This window comes from Shewanella psychrophila, from assembly GCF_002005305.1.
Classification (GTDB): Bacteria; Pseudomonadota; Gammaproteobacteria; order Enterobacterales; family Shewanellaceae; genus Shewanella; species Shewanella psychrophila.
Genome location: NZ_CP014782.1, coordinates 363,948 through 389,222 on the forward strand (window position 1 = coordinate 363,948; position 25,275 = coordinate 389,222).

Genomic DNA, 25,275 nt, shown 5'->3' on the forward strand with positions numbered 1-25,275 from the left:
ATATGTTTAACACCAAATATATCGGAATCTTACTCATCGCCGCTCTGGGGGGGCGCGCAGTTTATCTGTTTGTCGAAGGAGGGGCTAGGCAGCCACTGATACCTATTACCTCTGGGTTAACCCCAGTAGATACAAGATTAAGGTCGACTCAAGTGCAAGGTTCCGCCGCAGCCATGAGCTCAGAGCGCTTGTCAGTGAAAAGACGGCAGTTACGCGGGGCGATCGAGAACAGTTCCGGTAGAGAGTTAGTCGCTCTTTTAACTCAATTTTGGCGGGATTGTGAGGTAAAAGTGAGTTGTGATCAGGAGCTGTTTGAGCTGAAGCGCTATCTAAGCCCGGAGCGTTATGTGCTGCTAGAGCACTTTTTACAGAATGAGCAGGCTAGAGAGGAGCTGTTGGGATTGGAGCTTGTGTCACAGGATATTTCCTTGGAGCAAAAAATAGCCAAGATTAAGTATATCGATCGGCAAGTATGGGGTGACGATGCCGAGCTGGTGTTTAAGGATGAATACGCACTATACCAATTCACCCTGAAGAGTCGGCAATTAAGCGAGTTGGAAGATGTCTCCGACTTTATCGACGCATATGAGCAGTTATTGAGGGTTCAGCATGATGATCTAGCCAGTTTCGCCCTTGAATCGGAGCAGGCTAAGTATGAGCATGCCTTGACTCTGATCCCCGATTCTTATTCGGCCTATGATAGAGAGTCTGTGATCCAAGCATTGGGAGAGAGGTTCCTGACCCCAGCTCAACAGACATCTATCCATAATAGACAAGAGCAGGTGACTCATCAGGCTGCAGAGGTAGAGACATATCAGCAGGGACTCGATGCACTGAATCGTGAACTAATGAACTCGAGGCAAACCGATAAGTCACATTTGAGTCCGGCCCAATGGGAGGACTATTTGGCTCAACGTCATTATGAATATCGCTTACATTTCTTCGCTAAAAATTGATAGGGAAACGCCATGAATATCTATAGCTTAATGTCACCTATATTTCTGTGGGCTGTCATTTCCGCGCCTATATACGCCAAAGCTGTCGACACAGAAGCCGAGGCTCTGGCGAGTCCGCAGCAGCTGAGCGACTATTTCTTTGCCGCGGCGAGAGTGGGAGACATTGAAGTATTGAGTACCTTTCTCGATGCTGGATTTCCCATAGATCAAGCTAATCAGAAGAGCTATACCGCCCTAATGGTCGGCGCATATGCGGGACAATATTCGGTAACCGACCTGCTTTTACAGCGAGGAGCCAATGCCTGCTTGCAGGACAAGCGGGGCAATACAGCAATCATGGGCGCCTTGATTAAGGCTGAGTTTCGTATTGTCAGCCTGCTTTATTCTTACGAATGTGATGAGAGCTTGATTAACAAGTCGGGTATGAGTCTGGAAGAGTTTGCCCGTTACTGGGGTCAAGCCGACAAACTTAAAGAGCTTAAAGATCCTGCTTAATGATATTGGCTATAAGCTTAAGCAACTAATTTGGAGTACGAGCCAGAGTGCAAATCGTTTTTGATTTGGGCTGACACATTTTGAAAGTGATAACTATGCCTTCTATGCATGGGAGATATGCAAATTATGCAATTTAAGCATGATTGTTTTTGCTTTATGCTAGCAGTATTATTTCAGAGGAGTTCATCATGTTCAAAGCACTGGTTTTAACTCAAGAAGGCAAAAATACCCTAGCAAACATCACTCAGATCCAAGAGTCAGATCTGCCTGAAGGTGAAGTGCTAGTCGATGTAGCGTATTCATCGTTGAACTATAAAGATGGTCTTGCTGTAACGGGAAAGGGCCGTATTATTCGTAATTTCCCCATGGTACCGGGTATCGATTTTGCTGGTGTGGTGAGTGAGTCGGCCGATCCTCGTTATAAAAAGGGTGATGAGGTTATCTTGACCGGTTGGGGAGTCGGTGAAAATCACTGGGGCGGCATGGCTGAGAAAGCACGTGTAAAAGCCGACTGGTTAGTCCCTATGCCACAAGCTTGTAATGCCAAAAAATCGATGATGATAGGCACTGCTGGTTTAACCGCTATGTTATGTGTGCAGGCGTTACAAGATGCCAAGATCACACCTGAATCAGGCGATATCTTAGTGGCAGGGGCGAGTGGCGGAGTGGGCTCTGTTGCCGTTTCTTTGCTTGCGAGGCTGGGCTATAAGGTGGTGGCAAGTTCTGGTCGTGTGGAGCAAAACAGTGAACTGTTGTTTTCACTCGGTGCAAGTGAGGTCATAGACCGAACTGAACTCGAGCAAGATTCTAGACCGCTAGAAAAGCAGCGCTGGGCTGGTATTGTCGATACCGTAGGAAATAAAGTGCTGGCATCTGCTCTGGCTCAGATGAACTACGGCGGCGCGGCGGCTATTTGTGGTTTGGCTGGTGGATTTGCACTGCCGACGACTGTGATGCCGTTTATTTTACGCGGCGTAAGCCTGCTCGGTATCGATTCTGTTTCGTGTCCCTTAGATAAGCGCCAAGCCGCTTGGGAGCGAGTCATAGAGCTATTACCGGAAAGTTACTATCAGCAAGCGGCTCAGACTATTGAGCTCGATGAGGTTGCTGGTTACGCCGATAAGATAGTTAAAGGTCAAGTCACTGGTCGTGTGCTAGTTAAAGTTTAGAGAACTATTTTAATATTAGCTCTCTACTTTGAGAGCTGATATCTGATTTAATATTCTGTTAAATCAGCCTGATACTAATCCTTCCTAGTAGATCATCTTCTGCTACCTTAAACTCACTCTCGGTATAAAAAACTAATTTATAAAGATTTTTGCAATTAATTCTTACCTTTTTCTGCAGATTTAATATTTTATACTCTTTTCGTTTGTTTAGGTTGTATTTTTGTTGTTCATTTGTTAGTTTTCGCTTGCTAATTAGAGTCCGTATACTAAATCAAAGCGTTATGGATAACGTTTTGATTTAACTATTCTAAATAGCATCGCTTATAGCTATAAGTTGATTAACTTACCTATAAAAATAAAAGGAAGTATTTAATGTCAAACCATATTAAATTAGCGATGGCTATTTCAGCCACGCTGACTTTGTCTGCGTGTTTAGAAGTTGAAGATAACAAGAACAACGATGCCGTTGTAGCAGCTTTAGAAGCACAAAATCAATTACTACAAGATCAAAATAACGCCAGTGCTAAGCCGATAACTTTATCTGGAACATTAATAGGTGCAACGGAAGGTGTCGCTCTCTCTGATGCCCAAGTCTCTATTAAGTTTGCTGAAGGATGGTCGACTCCGGTGTCCATAACCGATTCCAAGTTATTTTTGGATAAACAACCAGCAAACAGCGACTTTATGTTGAAAGTAGAAAGTCCTTCAGGCTCTTTCGTCACTATGGCCTATAAAGGTATGACAAAGGGCGGGGCTCAGGGTCAGCTTGTTAGTCAAGACTTGGGTGAAATCACTTTAGGTAAGCCAAAAGAGAAACTGCTAACACTTCTACATTCGGGCGAAAATACATATGTGGAAGGTTTGGATTTATATCCGGTTTATGTCGTAGATGATTATCCAAACTATTACATGTCATATCCTTTAAAGCTTCAACAGCCAGAATTCACAGCAGATTTCACCAAAGAAATTGGTGAATATAAGCTGATTTTACCCGAGGGTATTCCTACTGAGATACATGCAAATCTCGATATTGATAGTGATGGTATTAACGATTTTGAATTAGAGCTAGGTCAGAATGGTTCAACCTCTAAACTATTGAGCTCAAGTAAGATTTGGGCCGAAGGTTTGCTCTATCTGAAAGAGGTTAATCAGCTGAAGGAATACAGCTTACGCTTGACGCTATTAAATGGAGAGGGCGAAGCTTTAGGGGGGGCTCGTGTTTCCTCAGCAAATAATGATCATGGTAATGCCTACTTTGAATATGATTCTACTAGCGGCCAGTATGTATTGGATGTTGCATATCGTGGGGCTCTGAATGTAGAAATCCCCAGTTTTAAAGTTGGAACTCTCAACTATACCAGTGCTGAAGTCAGTATCAATCAAACTGAATTTGAACAACAATACAATGTTTATATCTCAGATTCCCAGTATCATAGCTTCTTAACAGAGGTCGTAGCAGGTGAACTTAATCTAGTCGTAAATCTATCAACATTCAGCTATCAATCCCCATCGATTAAAGTGCTCTCAAAAACCACAAGAAACACTGATTTTGAGATATTTTATTCAGCACCAGTGGCTTTAGTCGAGGAGGAAGATATACAGACAAGTGTCATGCTTGTTGCGACGGATTCTGTGAAGGTTATTCCTGGTAATATTCAGAATGAAGAGGGGGTAAGCCCTGGAACGACTTATCTTATGAGTGAGCATAAGATTATAGGGACAGATGTAGCGTTGTCGCTAAATGGTACTAAGTTAACGGCTTCTCCTGTAGATGAGTTGATTGATGGAGAGTATCAATATCGGGTCGGTGAGTTAGTTAATGTTATTGCTAGTAATGAGGAAGATGTTTACAACGACGACTCAAATCCACTTTATGTTTACAATATTTCATTTAATATCAATGATGTAGTTTTAGATAATAGAAATTTCACCACAAATGGATCTTTAATCGTTTCAAAAAATACTGCTGATGAAACGGTAATATGTGGATGGTGTGGTGCTAGTAACAGTGTGAGCCTATATTTTCCTACTTCCATTAATAATTTGCATGAGCTCACTTTAACAATGACTTCATATAAAGAACATGGTGTCAGTAATGATTATCATAATGAAATTAAGGTAGTTGTTGCAGGTGAGCTATATTCAACGAGTAAGCAATATCTGTTGAAAGCCGCCCAAAATGAAAATATTAATTCTAGCTCTATTTATCCACAAACAGGAACTAGCCTAGAGTCTGGGTATAGATATTCTAACTACACATATCTGCATCTTGAGGATGATGTTGTGAATAATGAGAATAGTGCGACTTTTGATTATAGTTATACGACAAAAGAAGGCGTGCATCAGACAGGAACGATGACATATAAAGTAAAGTAATCAATATATCTATTTGATTTAAGCCCTGCTTTTGCAGGGCTTTTTATTATCTGGATTATTGTTTAAGCAGTTGACGAATTAAAGCCGTGATCTCTTCCCTTAACCACTTGTGGGCTTTGTCGAGTTCAGATTTTGAGTGCCAAAATAGGTTGTAGTCTAATGGTGGGATCTCAAAAGGAAGTGGTTTTAGCCTGAGCCTGTGCTTGGATGCGGCAAGTTCAGCCATACCCTCAGGTAAAGTTATGATCAAAGGATGAAATTTTAATAGGGTAAGGGCGCTATCCAGATGAGAGGTTCTTAATAACTCATTGCGGTCGGGATGCGCCGCAATAGCCGAATCAACCAGTGCCTTAACGCCATCACTGATGGCTATGGTTGCGTGAGGGTAATATAGGTAATCCGCTAATGTGAGGGGGGAGTCAGCCAGGGGGTGCTCGGGCGATAATAGGCAACTGACTCCGACTTTACCGAGAAACTCTTGACTGAGCTGCCGAGTTTGACCGATTGCACGGCAGATAGCCAAGTCAGCCCCTTGCTGACTTAATTGGGGTTGGAGTTCTTTATGCTGAACCGGTATGACCTCAAGTCTGATACAGGGCGCCTTACTGTAGATTTCCGGTAATACGAAAGGCACGATTGCCTGCATCGCATAGTCTGTGGCGGCTATGGTAAATTTTTGCTGACATTCACTTGGGTTAAATTCTTTGGGAGTCAGTAGCTCAATCAGTTGCCCTGTAGGTTGCTGTAACTGTGAATAGCAATTGAGGGCGAATGGAGTCGGTACTAGCTTTTGTCCTACACGGGTAAAGAGAGGGTCATTAAGCATGTCGCGTAACCGGGCCAAAATTCTGCTGGTGGCAGATTGGCTTAGATGCAATCGCTTAGCGGCTTGGGTCACGCTACATTCTTCAACCAAGATCTGCAGTGCAATAAGCAAACTTAGATCTTGCCGGTAGATATCTTCTAGTTCCATTGATATTCACTCAAATCTCATTGATATAACACTAACACCAAGACATGAGCTATGCTCACTTCTAGTTTTTTTATCTGTAAACTAAGTGTTGATTGGGTTCGGCAAATTGTTTCGGCGGCTTTAGAAAGGTTGCCACTCTCAGCGACAGCAATAAAGCTTTCAAGTAGTTCGATTTTTAACATCTGGTATTGGCTTTATTAATAGTGGTATCAGTATTACTCAATATCAGGGGCTCAGAAAGCTTGCTATCTTGTAACTGTGAAGTTATTAAGTTGCAAAGTTAAGAAGTGTGATGAGGTCGAGATGAGTAGTTGGGAACAACGCGGGCAGTACTTGGTTGGCGCAGCGTTGCCTTAAAGGACATAAAACCTTTGATCTTTGCCGTTCACATTTGGTACACGCGAGTCAAATATCTAAGGGTACTATCTACAATCATTTTACCACCTAAGCGGATTTAATCGTTGCGGTCGCGTCTGGTGAATATGAGCATTGGCTTGAGCTGGCTAAGCAAGATGCCAAAGACTACCAAGATCCGCTAATGTGCTTTCTCTATCGTCACTGTAATCGGCTTTACTCTACCTTGGCTGAAAAACGATTTGTGGTAGATCGGGTTATGCCTAATCAAGATTTGCTAGATCAAGCGACAGATTTATATCGTCTACGATTTGAAAAGTTATACCAAGAGTACTTAACTTGGAATAAACAAATCATTTCTAGTATAGGCGAGGTGCCTGGCTTTGATCGGGTTGAGCTCGTGATGAGTTATCTGAGAGGTGCCATGATAAACAGTAATGATGCCGAAAAACATTTTGGTGATGTACAACTTTACTATCAATTCAGTTATGCATTGAGTCAGCTAATGGGGCATTCGGATAGGCGAATACCCACTAAGCTGGCATTATCTGCCTGGTTGTCAGCTAAACATCAATTGAATCTTCAAAAGAATAGCGTTAGCTCAGCAGCTTGATGGTGACTTTCAAACCGTGGGGCTGAATATTTTCGGCTATTATCTGTCCTTGATGAGCATCAATGGCCGCCTTAGTAATCGCTAGACCTAGCCCCCAGCCGCCAGATTCTCTTTCTCGAGCCGTTTGAGGCCGATAGAAGGGGTCAAAAATAGCTTTTAAATCTTGCTCATTCTCAATACCTGGTCCATCATCAGCAATGGTTATAATGACTTCATTTTCTGAGAATTGAGCCGTGATGTTGATCTGATGCTCGGCATAGCGAATCGCATTTCTGAGTAAGTTTTCAATTGCCCTAGCCAGTGGTCTGGGACTTGTCGGCATTGCGATTGCATCATCAATATCTATCAGCAGTTGCTTGCCCTGCTGCGAAGATTCAAAATCTGCATCATCGAGAACCTGACTCAAGGTTTCATTGAGTGACACTAGATGCTTAGTATCGTGAATATTGAGCTTTACTCGAGAAAGCTCAAGTAACTCAGCAATCATCTGTTCTAGCTGTTCTGCTTCATAGCCGATACGTTCGGTTTCGGCTGATTTCTGTCCTTTCTTACGAGCTAGGGCCAAGGCCAATTGAAGCCGGGTTAGTGGTGTTCTTAATTCATGAGAAATATCACTAATGAGCCTTTGTTGGCTTTGAACCATATTCTCAACTGAATTAGCCATGCCGTTAAATGCCTGAGCGAGTTGACCTATCTCATCTTTGCGCTTAGTGGTTGCCTTGTCGACACGGCTGGTTAAATCTCCGGCGGCAAGTGCATCGGCGCTTAACTTCAGTGTACGCAGCGGTTTTCCCAGGTGCCAGGCGAGCAGACCACATAAAAGGCCGGAGAGAATGATGGCTAGGCTTAATGTCAGTAGTTTATTCTCTGCGAAGAAGAAAAACCAAGGGCGTGGGTGATGATCGGCTAGCCTGCCATAAATTGAGTATTTTTCTCCTTTGACATCGAACTCATAGGGGCCAAAGATTAATTCTCTCTTAAATTGGTGTGTCATAGGTCGTTCGGCTTCATCTGCCATCAGCATGAAGCGGCGTAGCCCCCGAGATACCTTGTGTGTGTTAATTACTCTGCCCTGATGATCGGCAATATAAAAACGGACAGGTTTGTCGTTCCTATCTCTGATGTGAGTGAGTCGTTTGAATCGACTGGTGTTAATAGCTTGAGGACCATCCTCCAAGCGTATACTGACGCGATCGGCAACCCTGACTAGCATGTTTGCAAGATGAGGGGGAAGTGGTGCTCTGTCATGGTTTTGCTGCAATAGCGGGAGCAGTCCAACGATGGCTATGATCAAGGAGCTACATAGCCAGAAGCCAAGCAACAACTTTATAAAAATACGGTTCGGGAGTTTGCTTAGAGTCATTAAGGTAGCCAAATATAGCCTTTGCCGCGAATCGTTTTGACTCTAGGTCTGCCATCTTGCCGCTCCGGTAGCTTCTTACGTAGGTTAGATAGATGCATATCTAAGCTTCTGTCGAATGGCATAAGCTTCTTATTGAGCACTGTTTCACTCAAGCTTTCTTTACTTATCAAGTCACCTGCATTTTGTACCATCTCATATAACAAACCAAACTCAGTTCCGGTGAGTATGAGTAGCTGTTCCTGGCAATAGACTTCCTGACGACTAGGATCTAGCTTGATATCGCCATATTCAAAAATACTGGGTTGCTGTTCGCTGGGTAAAATATGACTACGACGAATAATCGCCTTAATACGTGCGACTAGCTCTCTATCGTTGAAAGGTTTAGGTAAATAGTCGTCGGCTCCTATCTCGAGTCCCACAACTCTATCAATCTCATCGCCGCGAGCGGTGAGCATTAGCACAGGTGTCTGTTTGTTCGCTCTGAGAGACTTTAATACCTCAAAACCATTTAGCTTTGGTAACATGACATCGAGAAGAATCAGATCGTAATCTTTTTCCAGAGCCAGATCTAAGCCTGATTGCCCATCATGGGCGAGTGTCAGCTCGAAGCCTTCCAATTCAAGGAGTTGTGCTAATAACTCCGATAAGCCCAAGTCATCGTCTATCAGTAACAGATGGTTCATATACGCTTTTACCCTAAATCAATATGCTAACAAGACGAGTATACCTTTTTAGATGTCAATTGCAGTTTATCAATGTAAGTCTAAGTAAAGATTGCAGCATAGGCTGATTGAAGGGAAGCTTGTAATAAAAGAACTCAGTAAATTTACAGTGATTTACCTTGTATAAACCCTGACTTACATTGAATTCGCTAAACTGGATTTTGTTGAATGACGTGAGATAACTCACCCACAGATAGAGGTCAGTGAAATGAAAAAGAATACATTTAAAGCAGGTTTACTCGCAATTGTAGCAAGCACGGCTCTTATGACATCGGCTGTATACGCAGAAGATGGGCAACATGACGGTCAGCATCATATGAAGAGCGAGCGTATGGGACACCATGGCGGTATGCGTCAAATGTTTAGGGGGTTAGATCTGACTGATGAGCAAAAAACTGAAATAAAGTCTTTAATGAAAGAACAGAAATCAGCGATGAAAGAAAATCGTCCTAGTAAGGAAGAGCGTCAAGCTAAAAAGGCTGAGTTTTTAAGTTTGATCACAGCCGATAATTTCGATGAGGCAAAAGCACAAGAGTTGATGCAAGCCAGACAAGATAATGCCAAATTTAAGAAACTAGGTATGCTTGAAGTTCAGAATAAGATATATAAGCTTCTTACTCCTGAGCAACAAGAGCAGTTCAAAGATAACTTCGAAAAAGGCCATTCACGTAAAGGTGGGCACTAGTCATCGGTTTTTAGTTAGGTATTGATATACACTGAGATCATAGGCTTCCCCTGCTTGCTATTCTTAACAAGAAAGTTAATAGCTATATATAGTAGAAATATGATCTCATGAATCAAACTTCCCAATACGACTTCTGGGTCAAATTAGCTAGTCGTGCAGCTGTCGCAACTGCCTTGACCCTTATTATTATCAAAATGGCTGCCTGGATGTATTCAGGCTCTGCCAGTATGTTAGCGTCATTGACAGATTCCTTTGCCGATGCGCTCGCATCTATAGTTAATTTCATCGCAATTAGATATGCGATAGTTCCTGCCGATCAAGATCATAGATATGGCCATGGTAAAGCTGAGCCATTAGCGGCATTAGCCCAATCTGCATTTATCTTAGGGTCTGCGTTCTTACTATTATTTCATGGTGGAGACCGCTTAATTAATCCAACCCCAGTAAACCATGCAATGTTGGGGGTCGTGGTCTCTATAATCGCTATTATCCTAACTTTTGCTTTAGTTGTATTGCAGAAGAAAGCACTAGCCGCTACATCTAGCACTATTGTTGAGGCCGATGCACTTCATTATAAATCAGATCTATTCTTAAATGCTGCCGTATTAGTGGCACTTGTTCTCTCACAATATGGCTGGTGGTGGGCTGATGGATTGTTTGCAATCCTTATTGCAATCTTCATAGGCCAGCAAGCTTTGGGTTTAGGCTATCGCTCAATTCAGTCTTTACTCGATAGAGAGCTAGATGATGACACTCGATTAAAGATAGTCGAGTTGGCTCAGCAGGATCCACAAGTCAAAGGCATCCATGATTTAAGGACCCGTGAATCAGGCAAGACAACCTTTATTCAGTGCCATTTAGAATTGGACGGTTCTCTTAGCTTAAGAGAAGCACACGCTATTGCGGATAAGACCGAAGCGAGAATAAGAGCGTGGTTTGATGATGCAGAGGTTATTATCCACCAAGACCCAGTTTAATGGTTTTATGTATTTAAGTTTATGTAAAATGAAAAAAAGGCTGCTATTTGTGGATAACGTTGGGGGTAACTAGTGCGCAGCGTGTGCTTAAGTATCTACTTTTAAATAAAGTGATTTTATACCTAAAAAGCCCTTGCGCTCTAGGCTGATATCCCTATAATGCGCATCCACTGACACGGCACAGCAGGCCATCTAGACTAATTCTTAAAACTTATAAACAGTCGAAAGATTAGATAGTACGGGACTTGCAGCAGTGTTAGAGAGTTTATTTCTTCGGAATTTAACTCAGGTGAAAAGTGCTTTAAGAGCTTCGGGTTTTGTTTGGTTCTCACAATAGTGATTAACAAATCATCACTTGGAAATCTTCTTAAAATAAGCCCTTGACGCCAACTGCGGAGAGTGTAGAATACGCCTCCTCAAGCCAACGACCTAGCGTCAAGGCTGCTACTGAAAGATTCGCTCTTCATGTTAGCAACGCTCTTTAACAATTCAAAACAAGAAATCTGTGTGGGCACTCACAGGTGTTGAGTTATTCGAAATTACCTTCTGTTCTTCGGAATGTCGGTAATCAAAAATTTAACTCGATGAACCACTGAGTGACCATAGCAACTTTGGTTTCTACTTTCTTACTCTCACGAGCAAGCAAAGTAAATTCAAAGAAGCAAATATGTAAGCTTCATTGGCATTCTCTTTATAGAGAGTGGTTAGTGAAAAACAGTATAATTCATTGAGCCGATGTCATTTTCGAAAGGAAGTGCATCAAAAAAACTTTAATTGAAGAGTTTGATCATGGCTCAGATTGAACGCTGGCGGCAGGCCTAACACATGCAAGTCGAGCGGAAACAGGAAGGTGCTTGCACCTTTGCTGTCGAGCGGCGGACGGGTGAGTAATGCCTAGGGAACTGCCCAGTCGAGGGGGATAACAGTTGGAAACGACTGCTAATACCGCATACGCCCTACGGGGGAAAGGAGGGGACCTTCGGGCCTTTCGCGATTGGATGTACCTAGGTGGGATTAGCTAGTTGGTAAGGTAATGGCTTACCAAGGCAACGATCCCTAGCTGGTCTGAGAGGATGATCAGCCACACTGGAACTGAGACACGGTCCAGACTCCTACGGGAGGCAGCAGTGGGGAATATTGCACAATGGGCGAAAGCCTGATGCAGCCATGCCGCGTGTGTGAAGAAGGCCTTCGGGTTGTAAAGCACTTTCAGCGAGGAGGAAAGGTTGTAGTTTAATAAACTATAGCTGTGACGTTACTCGCAGAAGAAGCACCGGCTAACTTCGTGCCAGCAGCCGCGGTAATACGAGGGGTGCAAGCGTTAATCGGAATTACTGGGCGTAAAGCGTACGCAGGCGGTTTGTTAAGCAAGATGTGAAAGCCCCGGGCTCAACCTGGGAATTGCATTTTGAACTGGCAAACTAGAGTCTTGTAGAGGGGGGTAGAATTTCAGGTGTAGCGGTGAAATGCGTAGAGATCTGAAGGAATACCGGTGGCGAAGGCGGCCCCCTGGACAAAGACTGACGCTCAGGTACGAAAGCGTGGGGAGCAAACAGGATTAGATACCCTGGTAGTCCACGCCGTAAACGATGTCTACTCGGAATTTGGTGTCTTGAACACTGGGTTCTCAAGCTAACGCATTAAGTAGACCGCCTGGGGAGTACGGCCGCAAGGTTAAAACTCAAATGAATTGACGGGGGCCCGCACAAGCGGTGGAGCATGTGGTTTAATTCGATGCAACGCGAAGAACCTTACCTACTCTTGACATCCACAGAACTTTCCAGAGATGGATTGGTGCCTTCGGGAACTGTGAGACAGGTGCTGCATGGCTGTCGTCAGCTCGTGTTGTGAAATGTTGGGTTAAGTCCCGCAACGAGCGCAACCCTTATCCTTATTTGCCAGCACGTAATGGTGGGAACTTTAGGGAGACTGCCGGTGATAAACCGGAGGAAGGTGGGGACGACGTCAAGTCATCATGGCCCTTACGAGTAGGGCTACACACGTGCTACAATGGTCGGTACAGAGGGTCGCAAAGCCGCGAGGTCAAGCTAATCCCACAAAGCCGGTCGTAGTCCGGATCGGAGTCTGCAACTCGACTCCGTGAAGTCGGAATCGCTAGTAATCGTAGATCAGAATGCTACGGTGAATACGTTCCCGGGCCTTGTACACACCGCCCGTCACACCATGGGAGTGGGCTGCACCAGAAGTAGATAGCTTAACCTTTCGGGGAGGGCGTTTACCACGGTGTGGTTCATGACTGGGGTGAAGTCGTAACAAGGTAGCCCTAGGGGAACCTGGGGCTGGATCACCTCCTTACCTATACGACTAACTCAATATTTGTTGAGTGTTCACACAGATAACTTGTTCTTGTTAGAGCGAGAAACGCACCTTTACGGTGTAGTTTGTTCTTTAAAAATTTGGAAAGCTGATAGTGTTAATGCGAAAGGGACTATTGTGAAAGCGACGTCGTAAGATGAAGTGATAGCAGTGGTTAATAGCATTAGCGCGAAAAATAAATAATTGAGTTCTCAAACACTTAAATCAAGTGCCGACTCATTCATTATAGATTCTTGTAAGAAAAGGTCTTTAACGATTGAGTCATGAGTATTCTTTTGGCGAAAGTAAACACCATTAGTTGCGATACAACAAACTTATGTGGGTTGTATGGTTAAGTGACTAAGCGTATACGGTGGATGCCTTGGCAGTCAGAGGCGATGAAGGACGTAGTAACTTGCGAAAAGCGTTGGCGAGCTAGTAACAAGCATTTGAGCTAACGATGTCCGAATGGGGAAACCCACTCACATAAGTGAGTATCACTACATGAATACATAGTGTAGTGAGGCAAACCCGGGGAACTGAAACATCTAAGTACCCGGAGGAAAAGAAATCAACCGAGATTCCCCTAGTAGCGGCGAGCGAACGGGGATTAGCCCTTAAGTCTATAGGGTGTTAGTGGAATGAGTTGGAAAGCTCAGCGGCACAGGGTGATAGCCCCGTACATGAAAACTAACTATAGATGAAAACGAGTAGGACGGGACACGTGACATCTTGTCTGAACATGGGGGGACCATCCTCCAAGGCTAAATACTCCTGACTGACCGATAGTGAACCAGTACCGTGAGGGAAAGGCGAAAAGAACCCCTGTGAGGGGAGTGAAATAGAACCTGAAACCGTATACGTACAAGCAGTGGGAGCGGTTCTTGAGACCGTGACTGCGTACCTTTTGTATAATGGGTCAGCGACTTACATTTTGTAGCGAGGTTAAGCGAATAGCGGAGCCGTAGGGAAACCGAGTGTTAACTGCGCGTTTAGTTGCAAGGTGTAGACCCGAAACCCGGTGATCTATCCATGGGCAGGTTGAAGGTTGAGTAACATCAACTGGAGGACCGAACCGACTTATGTTGAAAAATGAGCGGATGACTTGTGGATGGGGGTGAAAGGCCAATCAAACCGGGAGATATCTGGTTCTCCTCGAAAGCTATTTAGGTAGCGCCTCGAGCGAATACCATTGGGGGTAGAGCACTGTTAAGGCTAGGGGGTCATCCCGACTTACCAACCCTTTGCAAACTCCGAATACCAATGAGTACTACTCGGGAGACACACGGCGGGTGCTAACGTCCGTCGTGAAAAGGGAAACAACCCAGACCATCAGCTAAGGTCCCAAAGTTATTGCTAAGTGGGAAACGATGTGGGAAGGCTTAGACAGCTAGGAAGTTGGCTTAGAAGCAGCCATCTTTTAAAGAAAGCGTAATAGCTCACTAGTCGAGTCGGCCTGCGCGGAAGATTTAACGGGGCTAAGCAATACACCGAAGCTATGGGTACTAGTGCTTGCACTAGTGCGGTAGAGGAGCGTTCTGTAAGCCGTTGAAGGGAAGGGGTAACCCACGCTGGAGGTATCAGAAGTGCGAATGCTGACATGAGTAACGATAAAGGGAGTGAAAAACTCCCTCGCCGAAAGACCAAGGTTTCCTGTCCAATGTTAATCAGGGCAGGGTAAGTCGACCCCTAAGGTGAGGCCGAAAGGCGTAATCGATGGGAAACAGGTTAATATTCCTGTACTTCTGCTAACTGCGATGGAGAGACGGAGAAGGCTAGGCTAGCGCGGCGTTGGTTGTCCGCGTTTAAGGTTGTAGGTTGTATTCTTAGGCAAATCCGGGAATACGCATTAAATTGCAAGACTGAGGACTGATGACGAGACCCTAAGGGGTTGAAGTAGTTGATGCCATGCTTCCAGGAAAATCTTCTAAGCTTCAGGTTAGTAGGAATCGTACCCCAAACCGACACAGGTGGTTGGGTAGAGAATACCAAGGCGCTTGAGAGAACTCGGCTGAAGGAACTAGGCAAAATGGTACCGTAACTTCGGGAGAAGGTACGCTGCCGGCGGTGATGGGACTTGCTCCTTAAGCTGCTGGCAGTCGCAGATACCAGGTGGCTGCAACTGTTTATCAAAAACACAGTACTGTGCAAACTCGCAAGAGGAAGTATACGGTATGACGCCTGCCCGGTGCCGGAAGGTTAATTGATTGGGTTATCTTCGGAGAAGCTCATGATCGAAGCCCCGGTAAACGGCGGCCGTAACTATAACGGTCCTAAGGTAGCGAAATTCCTTGTCGGGTAAGTTCCGACCTGCACGAATGGCGTAATGATGGCCACGCTGTCTCCAGCCGAGACTCAGTGAAGTTGAAATTGCGGTGAAGATGCCGTATACCCGCGGCTAGACGGAAAGACCCCGTGCACCTTTACTATAGCTTGGCACTGAACATTGAACCTACATGTGTAGGATAGGTGGGAGACTTTGAAGTTGGGACGCTAGTTCTGATGGAGTCAACCTTGAAATACCACCCTTGTAGTTTTGATGTTCTAACTCTGGCCCCTGAATCGGGGTTGAGGACAGTGCCTGGTGGGTAGTTTGACTGGGGCGGTCTCCTCCCAAAGAGTAACGGAGGAGCACGAAGGTTGGCTAAGTACGGTCGGACATCGTACGGTTAGTGCAATGGCATAAGCCAGCTTAACTGCGAGACATACACGTCGAGCAGGTACGAAAGTAGGTCATAGTGATCCGGTGGTTCTGTATGGAAGGGCCATCGCTCAACGGATAAAAGGTACGCCGGGGATAACAGGCTGATACCGCCCAAGAGTTCATATCGACGGCGGTGTTTGGCACCTCGATGTCGGCTCATCACATCCTGGGGCTGAAGTCGGTCCCAAGGGTATGGCTGTTCGCCATTTAAAGTGGTACGCGAGCTGGGTTCAGAACGTCGTGAGACAGTTCGGTCCCTATCTGCCGTGGGCGTTGGATGATTGAAGGAAGCTGCTCCTAGTACGAGAGGACCGGAGTGGACGAACCGCTGGTGTTCGGGTTGTTATGCCAATAGCATTGCCCGGTAGCTACGTTCGGAATCGATAACCGCTGAAAGCATCTAAGCGGGAAGCGAGTCCTAAGATGAGTCATCCCTAGGAATTTAATTCCTCTAAAGAGCCGTTCGAGACTAGGACGTTGATAGGCAGGGTGTGTAAGCGTTGTGAGGCGTTGAGCTAACCTGTACTAATGACTCGTGAGGCTTAACCATACAACCCAGATGGGTTTGTAGCGTTAATGTTGATTACTTTACAAGCACAAAAGAATACGAACTTGATTTAAGTTGGTCATAAAATGCTTCTGTATTTATGACATAGAGTACATCCGTGTACTAGACCCAATTATTTAACGCTATTTAGACGATTTCTGAATAGCCAGCTTTTCAAATTTACCAAATTAGTCTGGAAACCATAGCATTGTGGCCCCACCTGACCCCATCTCGAACTCAGAAGTGAAACACAATTGCGCCGATGGTAGTGTGGGGTCTCCCCATGTGAGAGTAGGTCATTTCCAGGCGCCTAATTAAGTAGAGAAGCCACCTGAATAAGGTGGCTTTTTTGCGTCTGGGTATTTTTAAATATAGATCCAATTTCCTATATCGAATGTCAATGTAGGCAGGTGGCTTATCCACTTAAGCACGTACGTGCAATGATCCATCTCGAACTCAGAAGTGAAACACAATTGCGCCGATGGTAGTGTGGGGTCTCCCCATGTGAGAGTAGGTCATTTCCAGGCGCCTATTTTGATTTTCACTTTCTAGAAAGTGAAGTCAAAGTCTACTGATAGTGACAAATCAGAGACTATAAAGAATTTAGTAATATGCGCAAGCACTTTACTAAAGGAGCGGTAGTTCAGTTGGTTAGAATACCGGCCTGTCACGCCGGGGGTCGCGGGTTCGAGTCCCGTCCGCTCCGCCAACATTACGATAAGCCCTAACAGCAATGTTAGGGCTTTTTCGTGTCTGTTTTTTATTCAAAAAAATATACAAGAAGAGCGGTCACTCTTGCCCACCCATTCCTGTCGGTCGTACTTTCGTGGTCATCTTTGAGTAAAATCATGTTCATTAATCGTGCTTAATTTTGGAGCCAATTCTTTCTGCTAGCTAAATACGCTACAATGCCGCTTTAATGCTCTCTAAAAGTCTTTATCTATGTCAGCGGTACCTTATTCATTAAAATCTTACAATACCTTTCAAATCGAGCATAGTTGCGGCCAGTTGATTCATGCGAAAACTAAAGATGAATTGATTTCTGCCTGTTTGGAACTTTATCTTAGTGACGAGCCATTTTTGGTACTCGGAGGAGGGAGCAATATTGTACTGACAGATGACTATTTAGGCAGCGTTGTTCATATAGAGACTAAGGGCATAGAGTTTACTGAGGATGATGAATATCATTACCTGAGTGTGGCAGCGGGCGAGAATTGGCCTCAACTCGTCGAGAGAACCCTCTCTATGTCTATTGCTGGACTTGAAAATCTAGCCCTGATACCTGGAACTGTTGGTGCGGCGCCAATTCAGAATATTGGTGCTTATGGTGTTGAGCTGATGCAGTTATGTGATTGGGTAGAGTATCTAGACCTCAGAACAGGAGACTTGAAACGTTTAAATGCCCATGAGTGTCTCTTTAAATATAGAGATTCAATTTTTAAAGGGGATCTCCTCACCTGTGCAGTGATCACTGAGGTTGGACTCAAGCTAAGCAAACAATGGCAGCCTGTAATATCTTATGGGCCACTGAGAGCGTTTAAGGAAGCTAGTGTGACCGCTAAACAGATATACGAATGTATATGTAATATGCGAAATACTAAACTTCCTAATCCTGATGTACTCGGTAATGCGGGGAGTTTCTTTAAGAACCCAATAGTTTCACGTGCTGTATTCGATTCCCTAGTTGAAAATCATCCCGGGATAGTTGGATTCACTGTGGATGATGATTCGATTAAATTGGCAGCTGGCTGGCTAATCGACAGAGCAGGTTTAAAGGGGCTTAAGGTTGGAGATGCGGCTGTCCATGAGCAGCAGGCACTGGTTTTGGTTAATATGGGACAAGCAACGGGAAAAGATGTCACTCAGTTAGCGCGTAAAGTAATTAAAGCGGTAGCAGGGCGATATGGTATTGAATTAGAAGCAGAGCCAAGAATAATTGGTGCGAACGGTGAAAAGGGATTAGCTGATGATTGAACAGTGGGGACGTAAGAGAGAGATATTAACTGCATTATCTGGTGAGCAGTTTATTTCAGGTGAAGAGTTAGCGAAACAAGCTGGCATATCGAGAACAGCGATTAGTAAACACATAGACTCACTCGAAGATTATGGTGTTGAAATTTTCAGTGTAAAGGGCAAGGGCTATAAACTGGCAAACCCAGTGTCATTAATTGATGAGCATAAATTAGCGAGTTCACTTAATCATAGGTGTTTCTACTTCAATGAATTACCAAGTACCAATGCCTTTCTGCTAAAACATGTAAGCGAATTAACCTCAGGTGATATCTGTATAGCTGAATATCAGTCTGCAGGCCGAGGGCGTCGTGGTCGTAGCTGGGTGTCACCCTATGGCTGTCATCTGTATTGCTCTATGTATTGGAAATTAGAGCAGGGGATGTCTCATGCATCAGGGCTCAGCCTGGTTGTCGCTTGCTCACTGGTTAAGGTTCTGCAAAGTTTTGGCATCGACGATTTAGGAGTTAAATGGCCAAACGATATTTATTTAAATAACAAGAAACTTGCCGGTGTCTTAATAGAAATGAGTGGTCAGGCTGATAGTGAATGTCATCTGGTTGTTGGTATTGGAATTAATATCTCGATGTCCCAATCCCAAGGAGATAAAATTGATCAGGCGTGGAGTGATCTTTCTGCTAATCCTTCGTGCCCGAGTAAAACAGATCTGGCAATAGCGCTACAGAAACAGTTACATCAAGACTTTTATACTTTTGAGCAGTTGGGGTTGAAGGCTTTCTTAGCACGATGGCAAGAGGTCGATGTGTTCTTCGGTAAGCGAGTAAAACTCCTGATGGGGGATAATCAGATAGAGGGTATCTGCAAGGGAGTAGATGAATCCGGTGCTCTTCTACTCGAAACGGACGAAGGTATAAAAGCATTTGTAGGTGGCGAGATTAGTCTTCGAAGCGCGATATAACGCTTCGAAGTAGGCTATTTTCGTAATAGAACCTGGCTCATCAGATGATCATCCCCTTTCTGTAAAATAAGGTGGGCACGATCTCTGGTGGGTTCAATATTCAACTTCAGATTTGGACCGTTGATGCTATCCCAGATGTTAGAGGCTATGGTAATTGCTTCCTTATCATCAAGCTTTGAATAATGATGGAAGTAAGAGTTTTCATCGCTAAAAGCGCCCCCTCTGAACTGGAGAAACCTGTCCACATACCATTTTTTCAGTAACGCTTCCTCTGCATCAACATAGACAGAGAAATCGACAAAGTCAGAGACAAAGGGTTGTTGTATTCCAACCGCGGCATCCTGGCCTGTTTGCAATACATTTAAACCTTCAATAATCAATATGTCAGGCTGCTTAATTATTTGATGCCTGTCCATGATTCGATCATAGCTGATGTGAGAATAGAGCGGCGCCTGTACCTGATGCTCTCCAGCTTTGATTTGAGAGATAAACTTAACCAGCATCTTCATATCATAGCTTTCTGGAAAGCCTTTCCGCTGCATTAGACCGCGACGTTTGAGCTCTGCCAGTGGATAAAGAAAACCATCTGTAGTCACTAGATCGACTTTTGGGTGTTCTGGCCATTGGCTCAAAAGGGCCTGAAGAATTCGAGCCGTTGTGCTTTTCCCCACCGCGACACTACCGGCAATACTGATAATATAGGGGCGCTTCGGAGGCTTTCTTCCTAAAAATTCGTTGAGAACCAGACCTCTCTTCTGTTTAGCACCGACAATAAGGTTAAGTAATCGGCTCAGGGGGAGATAAATATCGGTAACTTCGGTTAGGGAGAGCTTCTCATTTATACCGCGTAGCTTCTTGAGTTCAGATTCAACAAGGGTCAAGGGGACGGATTCACGTAATTCGGCCCACTGAGATCTTTGGAATGCAAGATACAGAGCATTATGAATTTGATTTTCGGTTGTCATTACTTATCTCCCTTTGAGGGAGGAACAGTACACTAACACTTTATGATGAACAATATTAAAGCCAGCTTAGATGCCTACTGTTTGGCCATTGACTCGTGGGATGTCCAAAAAAACATCTAAAGCCCACTTTTATGGGTGAAAAAACAACACTCGACATCTTTTTTTGGTTTTTTTCTAAATAGCTATTGCACTTGTGCTCACATTTCCATAATATCCGCTACCGAAATGACACGCCGGCATAGCTCAGTTGGTAGAGCAACTGACTTGTAATCAGTAGGTCCCGAGTTCGACTCTTGGTGCCGGCACCATTTCTCTGGAGGGGTTCCCGAGTGGCCAAAGGGATCAGACTGTAAATCTGACGGCTCAGCCTTCGAAGGTTCGAATCCTTCTCCCTCCACCATTTTCTAGGTAGTTAGGTAACCTGAAGTAGGTTGCGCGGATGTCGTATAATGGTATTACTCCAGCCTTCCAAGCTGATAACGCGGGTTCGATTCCCGCCATCCGCTCCAATTTTCGCTGATGTGCTCACCCTTAAGAGCACGCCCTGATAAAGGGTGAGGTTTTAAGTCACTGCCATCAGCGCCAGCCTTCTTCAAATATCCTATTCTAAATTTAATTGATTCGATGACATTTATGCATCGGATTTTTTGTTGTATGTCGGTTTCATCACCAAGATATCTGATTGGGGCAATACCATGGCTAAAGAAAAATTTGAACGCGTTAAACCCCACGTAAACGTGGGCACCATTGGTCACGTTGACCATGGTAAAACAACTCTAACTGCTGCTATCTCTGCTGTTTTGGCAAAGACTTATGGTGGTGACATTAAAGATTTCGCACAAATCGATAATGCTCCTGAAGAGCGCGAGCGTGGTATTACAATTAATACCTCTCACATCGAGTACGATACTCCAGCACGTCACTACGCACACGTAGATTGTCCTGGTCACGCCGATTATGTTAAAAACATGATCACTGGTGCTGCTCAAATGGATGGCGCGATTCTAGTAGTTGCTTCTACAGACGGCCCAATGCCACAGACTCGTGAGCACATCCTGCTTTCTCGTCAGGTTGGCGTACCTTTCATCATCGTATTCATGAACAAGTGTGACATGGTTGATGACGAAGAGCTGCTTGAGCTAGTAGAAATGGAAGTTCGTGAACTTCTTTCTGAATATGACTTCCCAGGTGATGATCTTCCAGTTATCCAAGGTTCTGCTCTTAAAGCCCTTGAAGGCGAAGAAATTTGGGAAGCTAAGATTCTTGAACTTGCTGAAGCTTTGGATACTTATATCCCAGAGCCAGAGCGTGCTATCGATGGTGCATTCATTCTTCCAATCGAAGATGTTTTCTCAATCTCAGGCCGTGGTACAGTTGTAACTGGTCGTGTAGAACGCGGTATCATCAAGGTTGGTGAAGAAGTTGAAATCGTTGGTATCAAAGATACTACTCGTTCAACTTGTACTGGTGTTGAAATGTTCCGTAAGCTGCTTGACGAAGGTCGTGCAGGTGAGAACTGTGGTGTTCTTCTACGTGGTATCAAGCGTGAAGACGTTGAACGTGGTCAGGTTCTTGCTGCTCCTGGTTCAATCACTCCACATACAACTTTTGAATCAGAAATCTATGTTCTGTCAAAAGAAGAAGGCGGACGTCACACTCCATTCTTCAAAGGCTATCGTCCACAGTTCTACTTCCGTACAACTGACGTAACCGGTACTATCGAGCTTCCAGAAGGCGTAGAGATGGTAATGCCTGGTGATAACGTTCAGATGGTAGTAACACTAATCTGCCCAATCGCGATGGATGAAGGTTTACGCTTCGCTATCCGTGAAGGTGGTCGTACTGTTGGTGCTGGTGTTGTAGCTAAGATCATCGCTTAATAGCGAAATCTTACAAGACACTAAGAAAAGGAAGCTTCGGCTTCCTTTTTTGTTATTTTAAATTTTACTAGACACAAGCTTGCTTGTATTCTTGATTACTCGTCAGAATAAGAATACAATCTATGGCCGATTTTTGACCCTTTGGGCTTACCATTAAGCGCATTGAGAGTAGTAAGCTCGGAATTAAGTGGTTAGATGGTATTTTAGTAGAATGCGATCAACCTGATACCACCTTTGGTCGTAGTGAGTAACGGAATTAACCGATGACAACAAATACTGAAAGCCAGGGTAATTCTCTGGATATCGTAAAATGGGTTCTAGTCGCTATCTTGTTGGCAACAGCTATTGTCGGCAATCAGATGTATAGCGAAGCCAGTGTATTAGTTCGTGCAATTAGTGTAGTCGCAGCCTTTGCTGTAGCTGGATTTATTGCACTGCAAACAGAGAAAGGCAAGCAAGCGCTAGTCTTTGCTCGTGAAGCACAAATTGAAGTACGTAAGGTAGTTTGGCCTACGCGTCAAGAAGCGCTAAATACAACGTTTATTGTATTAGCCGCGACCGGTGTTCTTGCGTTGATCCTTTGGGGTATGGACGCAGTATTGCTGAGAATTGTCAATTTTATTACAGGCGTATAGGCACTTCGAATGACTGAAGCAACTGAAGCTAAAAAAAGATGGTATGTGGTCCAGGCCTTTTCTGGTTATGAGGGCCGTGTACTTAAGACTCTGAATGAATATATTCAGATGTACAAGATGGAACACTATTTTGGTGAGATTCTTGTCCCAACTGAAGAAGTTGTCGAGATGAGAGCTGGTCAGCGTCGTAAGAGTGAGCGTAAGTTCTTTCCTGGGTATGTACTTGTCCAGATGGAAATGAACGATGAGAGCTGGCACCTAGTGAAGAGCATCCCTCGTGTGATGGGCTTCATTGGCGGTACTTCGGATCGTCCTGCTCCTATTTCTGATAAAGAAGCTGATAGAATTCTACAGCGTCTGCAGGAAACGACCGAGTCTCCAACACATCGCGTTATGTTCGAGCCTGGTGAAGTGGTTCGCGTTACCGATGGTCCGTTTGCTGACTTTAACGGTACTGTTGAAGAGGTCGATTATGAGAAGAACCGCGTTAAGGTTTCTGTCATGATCTTCGGCCGTTCTACGCCTGTCGAGCTAGACTTTAGTCAGATCGAAAAGAGCTGATTAAATTAAATACAAATTTTATTTGGAATGGGTGTGGATTTGTTATAAAATCCGCACCCATTGTTTTTCGGGGAGCTTACTGGCATTTTGTCGGTGGCGTTTGAACCCAAACTGAGGAAATACTCATGGCTAAGAAAGTTGATGGTTACATCAAACTACAAGTCGCAGCTGGTGCTGCAAATCCGTCGCCACCAGTCGGGCCTGCTCTAGGTCAGAAAGGTGTTAACATCATGGAATTCTGTAAAGCATTCAATGCTCGTACTGAAAAGTTCGAAAAAGGTATGCCAATTCCAGTTGTTATTACTGTCTATACTGACCGTTCTTTCACTTTTGAAACTAAGACACCGCCTGCATCTTTCCTACTGCTTAAAGCAGCTGGTCTGAAGTCTGGTTCTGGTCGTCCTAACACTGAAAAAGTGGGAACTATCAAGCGTAGCGTTGTCCAGGAAATTGCTGAGACAAAAGCTGCTGACATGACTGGATCTGATATTGATGCGATGACTCGCACAATTGAAGGTACTGCTCGTTCAATGGGTTTGGTAGTAGAGGACTAAGAAAATGGCAAAACTAACTAAGCGCGCTCGCATAATACGCGAAAAAGTAGAAGTAACTAAGAACTACGACATCAATGAGGCTGTTGAGCTTCTTAAAGAACTAGCAACTGCTAAGTTCGTTGAGAGTGTAGACGTTGCTGTAAACCTTGGTGTAGACCCACGTAAATCTGACCAAAATGTTCGTGGAGCAACAGTGTTGCCACACGGTACTGGTCGTGACGTTCGTGTTGCCGTGTTCACACAAGGTGCTAATGCTGAAGCTGCTACGGCTGCTGGTGCTGAGCTGGTCGGTATGGACGAGCTTGCTGCACAAGTTAAAGCTGGTGAAATGAACTTCGACGTTGTTATTGCTTCTCCTGATGCAATGCGTGTTGTTGGTCAACTAGGTCAGATCCTAGGCCCACGTGGTCTAATGCCTAACCCTAAGACTGGTACAGTGACACCAAATGTTGCTGAAGCAGTTAAGAACGCTAAAGCTGGTCAGGTTCGTTACCGTACAGATAAGAACGGTATCATCCACACTACTATCGGTAAAGTGGACTTCGAAACTGCTAAGTTGAAAGAAAACTTGGAAGCACTTGTTGTGGCACTAGTGAAAGCTAAGCCTGCAGCAGCTAAAGGTGTTTACCTTAAGAAAGTCAGCATCTCGACCACTATGGGCGCAGGTGTTGCAGTTGACCAGAGTACTCTGGAAGACGCTAAGTAATTTTACAAGGTTAGCGTATTAGTCTATAATACGCGCACCTTGTGGGTTGAGGTCTAAATTTTAGCCATTTATTTGGCTTGATCTTAGACTTCCGTCCAAGACCGTAGGTGTTGGTTTAATCGCTGACTTAATCTCCTACGTAGACGGTGTCGAACCCCAGAAAGATTTTGTTCTACTGGATAAGCACCGTAAATCACTAGTCATATTTATGATTAGTATGGTAATTGCTAGGGAATTCCCTAGATTTAATCCAGGAGTAAAGCCAATGGCATTAGGACTCGAAGACAAAAAAGCGATTGTTGCTGAAGTCAACGAAGCTGCCAAAGGTGCTTTATCTGCAGTTGTTGCCGATTCACGCGGTGTAACTGTAGGTGATATGACCGGTCTGCGTAAAGCAGCTCGCGATGCTGGTGTATTCGTTAAAGTTGTACGTAATACATTAGCTAAACGCGCAGTTGCGGGTACTGATTTTGAGTGCCTTAGCAATACGTTTACTGGTCCTACTTTGATTGCCTTCTCTAACGAGCACCCAGGTGCTGCAGCGCGTCTTCTTAAAGATTTCGCTAAAGAACAAGAGAAGTTTGAAATCAAAGCAGCAGCCTTTGAAGGGGAAATAATCCCTGCAGCCGATATAGATCGCTTAGCGAAACTGCCAACATACGACGAAGCAATTGCTCAGTTGATGATGACAATGAAAGAAGCATCTGCTGGCAAGCTAGTACGTACACTGGCCGCCCTTCGCGATCAAAAAGAAGAAGCAGCTTAAGTTTAAACTTAGCCGCTTAAATTCAGAAC

Annotated in this window: 18 protein-coding genes, 4 tRNA genes, 3 rRNA genes and 2 pseudogenes; 22 read left to right on the top strand and 5 right to left on the bottom strand. The window is 44.5% G+C overall.

Going from position 1 to position 25,275, the window contains the following annotated elements; translation table 11 throughout:
• Positions 1-2 precede the first annotated feature (2 nt).
• From sps_RS01630 to sps_RS01645, 4 genes are all read left to right on the top strand, one after another.
• Positions 3-956 (top strand): hypothetical protein, encoded by a 954-nt coding sequence (locus tag sps_RS01630; RefSeq protein WP_077750896.1) that lies wholly within the window; start codon positions 3-5, stop codon positions 954-956.
• A 12-nt stretch (positions 957-968) separates the two neighbouring features.
• Positions 969-1,451, top strand: coding sequence for an ankyrin repeat domain-containing protein (locus sps_RS01635; protein ID WP_077750897.1), 483 nt, complete (start codon positions 969-971; stop codon positions 1,449-1,451).
• 188 nt (positions 1,452-1,639) lie between these two features.
• Entirely contained in the window at positions 1,640-2,620 is a 981-nt protein-coding gene (gene acuI, locus sps_RS01640; RefSeq protein ID WP_077750898.1) for an acrylyl-CoA reductase (NADPH), read from the top strand.
• A 372-nt stretch (positions 2,621-2,992) separates the two neighbouring features.
• Positions 2,993-4,996 (top strand): hypothetical protein, encoded by a 2,004-nt coding sequence (locus sps_RS01645; protein ID WP_077750899.1) that lies wholly within the window; start codon positions 2,993-2,995, stop codon positions 4,994-4,996.
• Between the two features lie 55 nt (positions 4,997-5,051).
• On the opposite strand, the gene sps_RS01650 is transcribed toward sps_RS01645, so the two are convergent.
• The gene (locus sps_RS01650; protein WP_077750900.1) at positions 5,052-5,969 is read right to left on the bottom strand and encodes a LysR family transcriptional regulator; all 918 of its coding nucleotides are present in this window, start codon (positions 5,967-5,969) and stop codon (positions 5,052-5,054) included.
• Between the two features lie 32 nt (positions 5,970-6,001).
• Positions 6,002-6,151 (bottom strand): annotated as a pseudogene (locus sps_RS01655) (LysR family transcriptional regulator); the annotation flags it as partial.
• Positions 6,152-6,272: 121 nt separating this feature from the next.
• On the opposite strand from sps_RS01655, the pseudogene sps_RS01660 reads away from it, so the two are divergent.
• A pseudogene (locus sps_RS01660) lies at positions 6,273-6,936 on the top strand (TetR/AcrR family transcriptional regulator).
• Here the strand turns inward: sps_RS01660 and sps_RS01665 are convergent.
• Both sps_RS01665 and sps_RS01670 read right to left on the bottom strand, forming a co-directional pair.
• Positions 6,920-8,299, bottom strand: coding sequence for an ATP-binding protein (locus sps_RS01665; RefSeq protein WP_077750901.1), 1,380 nt, complete (start codon positions 8,297-8,299; stop codon positions 6,920-6,922). The pseudogene sps_RS01660 and the gene sps_RS01665 sit on opposite strands and share 17 nt — an antisense overlap.
• Positions 8,299-8,982 (bottom strand): response regulator, encoded by a 684-nt coding sequence (locus sps_RS01670; protein ID WP_077750902.1) that lies wholly within the window; start codon positions 8,980-8,982, stop codon positions 8,299-8,301. The genes sps_RS01665 and sps_RS01670 overlap by 1 nt, the downstream gene beginning before the upstream one ends.
• Before the next feature lie 247 nt (positions 8,983-9,229).
• On the opposite strand from sps_RS01670, the gene sps_RS01675 reads away from it, so the two are divergent.
• The 8 genes from sps_RS01675 to birA all read left to right on the top strand — a co-directional run bounded on the left by sps_RS01675 (position 9,230) and on the right by birA (position 19,179).
• The gene (locus tag sps_RS01675) at positions 9,230-9,706 is read left to right on the top strand and encodes a Spy/CpxP family protein refolding chaperone (RefSeq protein WP_077750903.1); all 477 of its coding nucleotides are present in this window, start codon (positions 9,230-9,232) and stop codon (positions 9,704-9,706) included.
• 107 nt (positions 9,707-9,813) lie between these two features.
• The gene (gene fieF / locus sps_RS01680; RefSeq protein WP_077750904.1) at positions 9,814-10,683 is read left to right on the top strand and encodes a cation efflux pump FieF; all 870 of its coding nucleotides are present in this window, start codon (positions 9,814-9,816) and stop codon (positions 10,681-10,683) included.
• 771 nt (positions 10,684-11,454) lie between these two features.
• A 16S ribosomal RNA gene (locus tag sps_RS01685) occupies positions 11,455-12,999 on the top strand.
• A gap of 350 nt (positions 13,000-13,349) precedes the next feature.
• Positions 13,350-16,253 (top strand): 23S ribosomal RNA (locus sps_RS01690).
• Between the two features lie 189 nt (positions 16,254-16,442).
• Positions 16,443-16,558, top strand: a 5S ribosomal RNA gene (gene rrf, locus sps_RS01695).
• The 16S, 23S and 5S rRNA genes sit together here with 1 tRNA gene alongside, the layout of an rRNA operon.
• 324 nt (positions 16,559-16,882) lie before the next feature.
• Positions 16,883-16,959 (top strand) — tRNA-Asp (locus tag sps_RS01700).
• A gap of 233 nt (positions 16,960-17,192) precedes the next feature.
• Entirely contained in the window at positions 17,193-18,224 is a 1,032-nt protein-coding gene (gene murB / locus sps_RS01705; protein WP_077750905.1) for a UDP-N-acetylmuramate dehydrogenase, read from the top strand.
• Positions 18,217-19,179, top strand: a complete 963-nt coding sequence (gene birA / locus sps_RS01710; protein WP_077750906.1) for a bifunctional biotin--[acetyl-CoA-carboxylase] ligase/biotin operon repressor BirA — start codon at positions 18,217-18,219, stop codon at positions 19,177-19,179. Before murB ends, birA begins: the two co-directional genes overlap by 8 nt.
• A gap of 14 nt (positions 19,180-19,193) precedes the next feature.
• Here the strand turns inward: birA and coaA are convergent, their stop codons facing one another.
• Complete coding sequence (gene coaA, locus sps_RS01715; protein WP_077750907.1) at positions 19,194-20,144, bottom strand: type I pantothenate kinase; 951 nt, start codon at positions 20,142-20,144, stop codon at positions 19,194-19,196.
• A 232-nt stretch (positions 20,145-20,376) separates the two neighbouring features.
• On the opposite strand from coaA, the gene sps_RS01720 reads away from it, so the two are divergent.
• The 9 genes from sps_RS01720 to rplJ all read left to right on the top strand — a co-directional run bounded on the left by sps_RS01720 (position 20,377) and on the right by rplJ (position 25,246).
• Positions 20,377-20,452 (top strand) — tRNA-Thr (locus tag sps_RS01720).
• Between the two features lie 7 nt (positions 20,453-20,459).
• A tRNA-Tyr gene (locus sps_RS01725) sits at positions 20,460-20,544 on the top strand.
• A 35-nt stretch (positions 20,545-20,579) separates the two neighbouring features.
• Positions 20,580-20,653 (top strand) — tRNA-Gly (locus sps_RS01730).
• A 186-nt stretch (positions 20,654-20,839) separates the two neighbouring features.
• Complete coding sequence (gene tuf / locus sps_RS01735) at positions 20,840-22,024, top strand: elongation factor Tu (protein ID WP_077755514.1); 1,185 nt, start codon at positions 20,840-20,842, stop codon at positions 22,022-22,024.
• A 263-nt stretch (positions 22,025-22,287) separates the two neighbouring features.
• Positions 22,288-22,659, top strand: a complete 372-nt coding sequence (gene secE / locus sps_RS01740; RefSeq protein ID WP_077750908.1) for a preprotein translocase subunit SecE — start codon at positions 22,288-22,290, stop codon at positions 22,657-22,659.
• A gap of 9 nt (positions 22,660-22,668) precedes the next feature.
• Positions 22,669-23,220 carry a transcription termination/antitermination protein NusG gene (gene nusG, locus sps_RS01745; RefSeq protein ID WP_077750909.1) on the top strand — a complete coding sequence of 184 codons (552 nt, stop codon included), beginning with the start codon at positions 22,669-22,671 and terminating at the stop codon, positions 23,218-23,220.
• Between the two features lie 125 nt (positions 23,221-23,345).
• Positions 23,346-23,774 (top strand): 50S ribosomal protein L11, encoded by a 429-nt coding sequence (gene rplK, locus sps_RS01750; protein ID WP_077750910.1) that lies wholly within the window; start codon positions 23,346-23,348, stop codon positions 23,772-23,774.
• A 4-nt stretch (positions 23,775-23,778) separates the two neighbouring features.
• On the top strand, positions 23,779-24,480 hold the full coding sequence (rplA, locus tag sps_RS01755) for a 50S ribosomal protein L1 (protein WP_077750911.1): 702 nt from the start codon (positions 23,779-23,781) through the stop codon (positions 24,478-24,480).
• A gap of 265 nt (positions 24,481-24,745) precedes the next feature.
• Complete coding sequence (gene rplJ / locus sps_RS01760) at positions 24,746-25,246, top strand: 50S ribosomal protein L10 (RefSeq protein ID WP_077750912.1); 501 nt, start codon at positions 24,746-24,748, stop codon at positions 25,244-25,246.
• Positions 25,247-25,275: the final 29 nt, after the last annotated feature.

What these genes read in the sequence shown, in the direction of transcription:
- sps_RS01645 (WP_077750899.1), top strand. Translation starts at nt 2,993, where the DNA reads ATGTCAAACCATATTAAATTAGCGATGGCTATTTCAGCCACGCTGACT.
- rplJ (WP_077750912.1), top strand. Translation starts at nt 24,746, where the DNA reads ATGGCATTAGGACTCGAAGACAAAAAAGCGATTGTTGCTGAAGTCAAC.
- sps_RS01675 (WP_077750903.1), top strand. Translation starts at nt 9,230, where the DNA reads ATGAAAAAGAATACATTTAAAGCAGGTTTACTCGCAATTGTAGCAAGC.
- sps_RS01650 (WP_077750900.1), bottom strand. Translation starts at nt 5,969, where the DNA reads ATGGAACTAGAAGATATCTACCGGCAAGATCTAAGTTTGCTTATTGCA.
- acuI (WP_077750898.1), top strand. Translation starts at nt 1,640, where the DNA reads ATGTTCAAAGCACTGGTTTTAACTCAAGAAGGCAAAAATACCCTAGCA.
- sps_RS01630 (WP_077750896.1), top strand. Translation starts at nt 3, where the DNA reads ATGTTTAACACCAAATATATCGGAATCTTACTCATCGCCGCTCTGGGG.
- nusG (WP_077750909.1), top strand. Translation starts at nt 22,669, where the DNA reads ATGACTGAAGCAACTGAAGCTAAAAAAAGATGGTATGTGGTCCAGGCC.
- rplA (WP_077750911.1), top strand. Translation starts at nt 23,779, where the DNA reads ATGGCAAAACTAACTAAGCGCGCTCGCATAATACGCGAAAAAGTAGAA.
- sps_RS01670 (WP_077750902.1), bottom strand. Translation starts at nt 8,982, where the DNA reads ATGAACCATCTGTTACTGATAGACGATGACTTGGGCTTATCGGAGTTA.
- fieF (WP_077750904.1), top strand. Translation starts at nt 9,814, where the DNA reads ATGAATCAAACTTCCCAATACGACTTCTGGGTCAAATTAGCTAGTCGT.
- birA (WP_077750906.1), top strand. Translation starts at nt 18,217, where the DNA reads ATGATTGAACAGTGGGGACGTAAGAGAGAGATATTAACTGCATTATCT.
- sps_RS01635 (WP_077750897.1), top strand. Translation starts at nt 969, where the DNA reads ATGAATATCTATAGCTTAATGTCACCTATATTTCTGTGGGCTGTCATT.
- tuf (WP_077755514.1), top strand. Translation starts at nt 20,840, where the DNA reads ATGGCTAAAGAAAAATTTGAACGCGTTAAACCCCACGTAAACGTGGGC.
- rplK (WP_077750910.1), top strand. Translation starts at nt 23,346, where the DNA reads ATGGCTAAGAAAGTTGATGGTTACATCAAACTACAAGTCGCAGCTGGT.
- sps_RS01665 (WP_077750901.1), bottom strand. Translation starts at nt 8,299, where the DNA reads ATGACTCTAAGCAAACTCCCGAACCGTATTTTTATAAAGTTGTTGCTT.
- murB (WP_077750905.1), top strand. Translation starts at nt 17,193, where the DNA reads ATGTCAGCGGTACCTTATTCATTAAAATCTTACAATACCTTTCAAATC.
- coaA (WP_077750907.1), bottom strand. Translation starts at nt 20,144, where the DNA reads ATGACAACCGAAAATCAAATTCATAATGCTCTGTATCTTGCATTCCAA.
- secE (WP_077750908.1), top strand. Translation starts at nt 22,288, where the DNA reads ATGACAACAAATACTGAAAGCCAGGGTAATTCTCTGGATATCGTAAAA.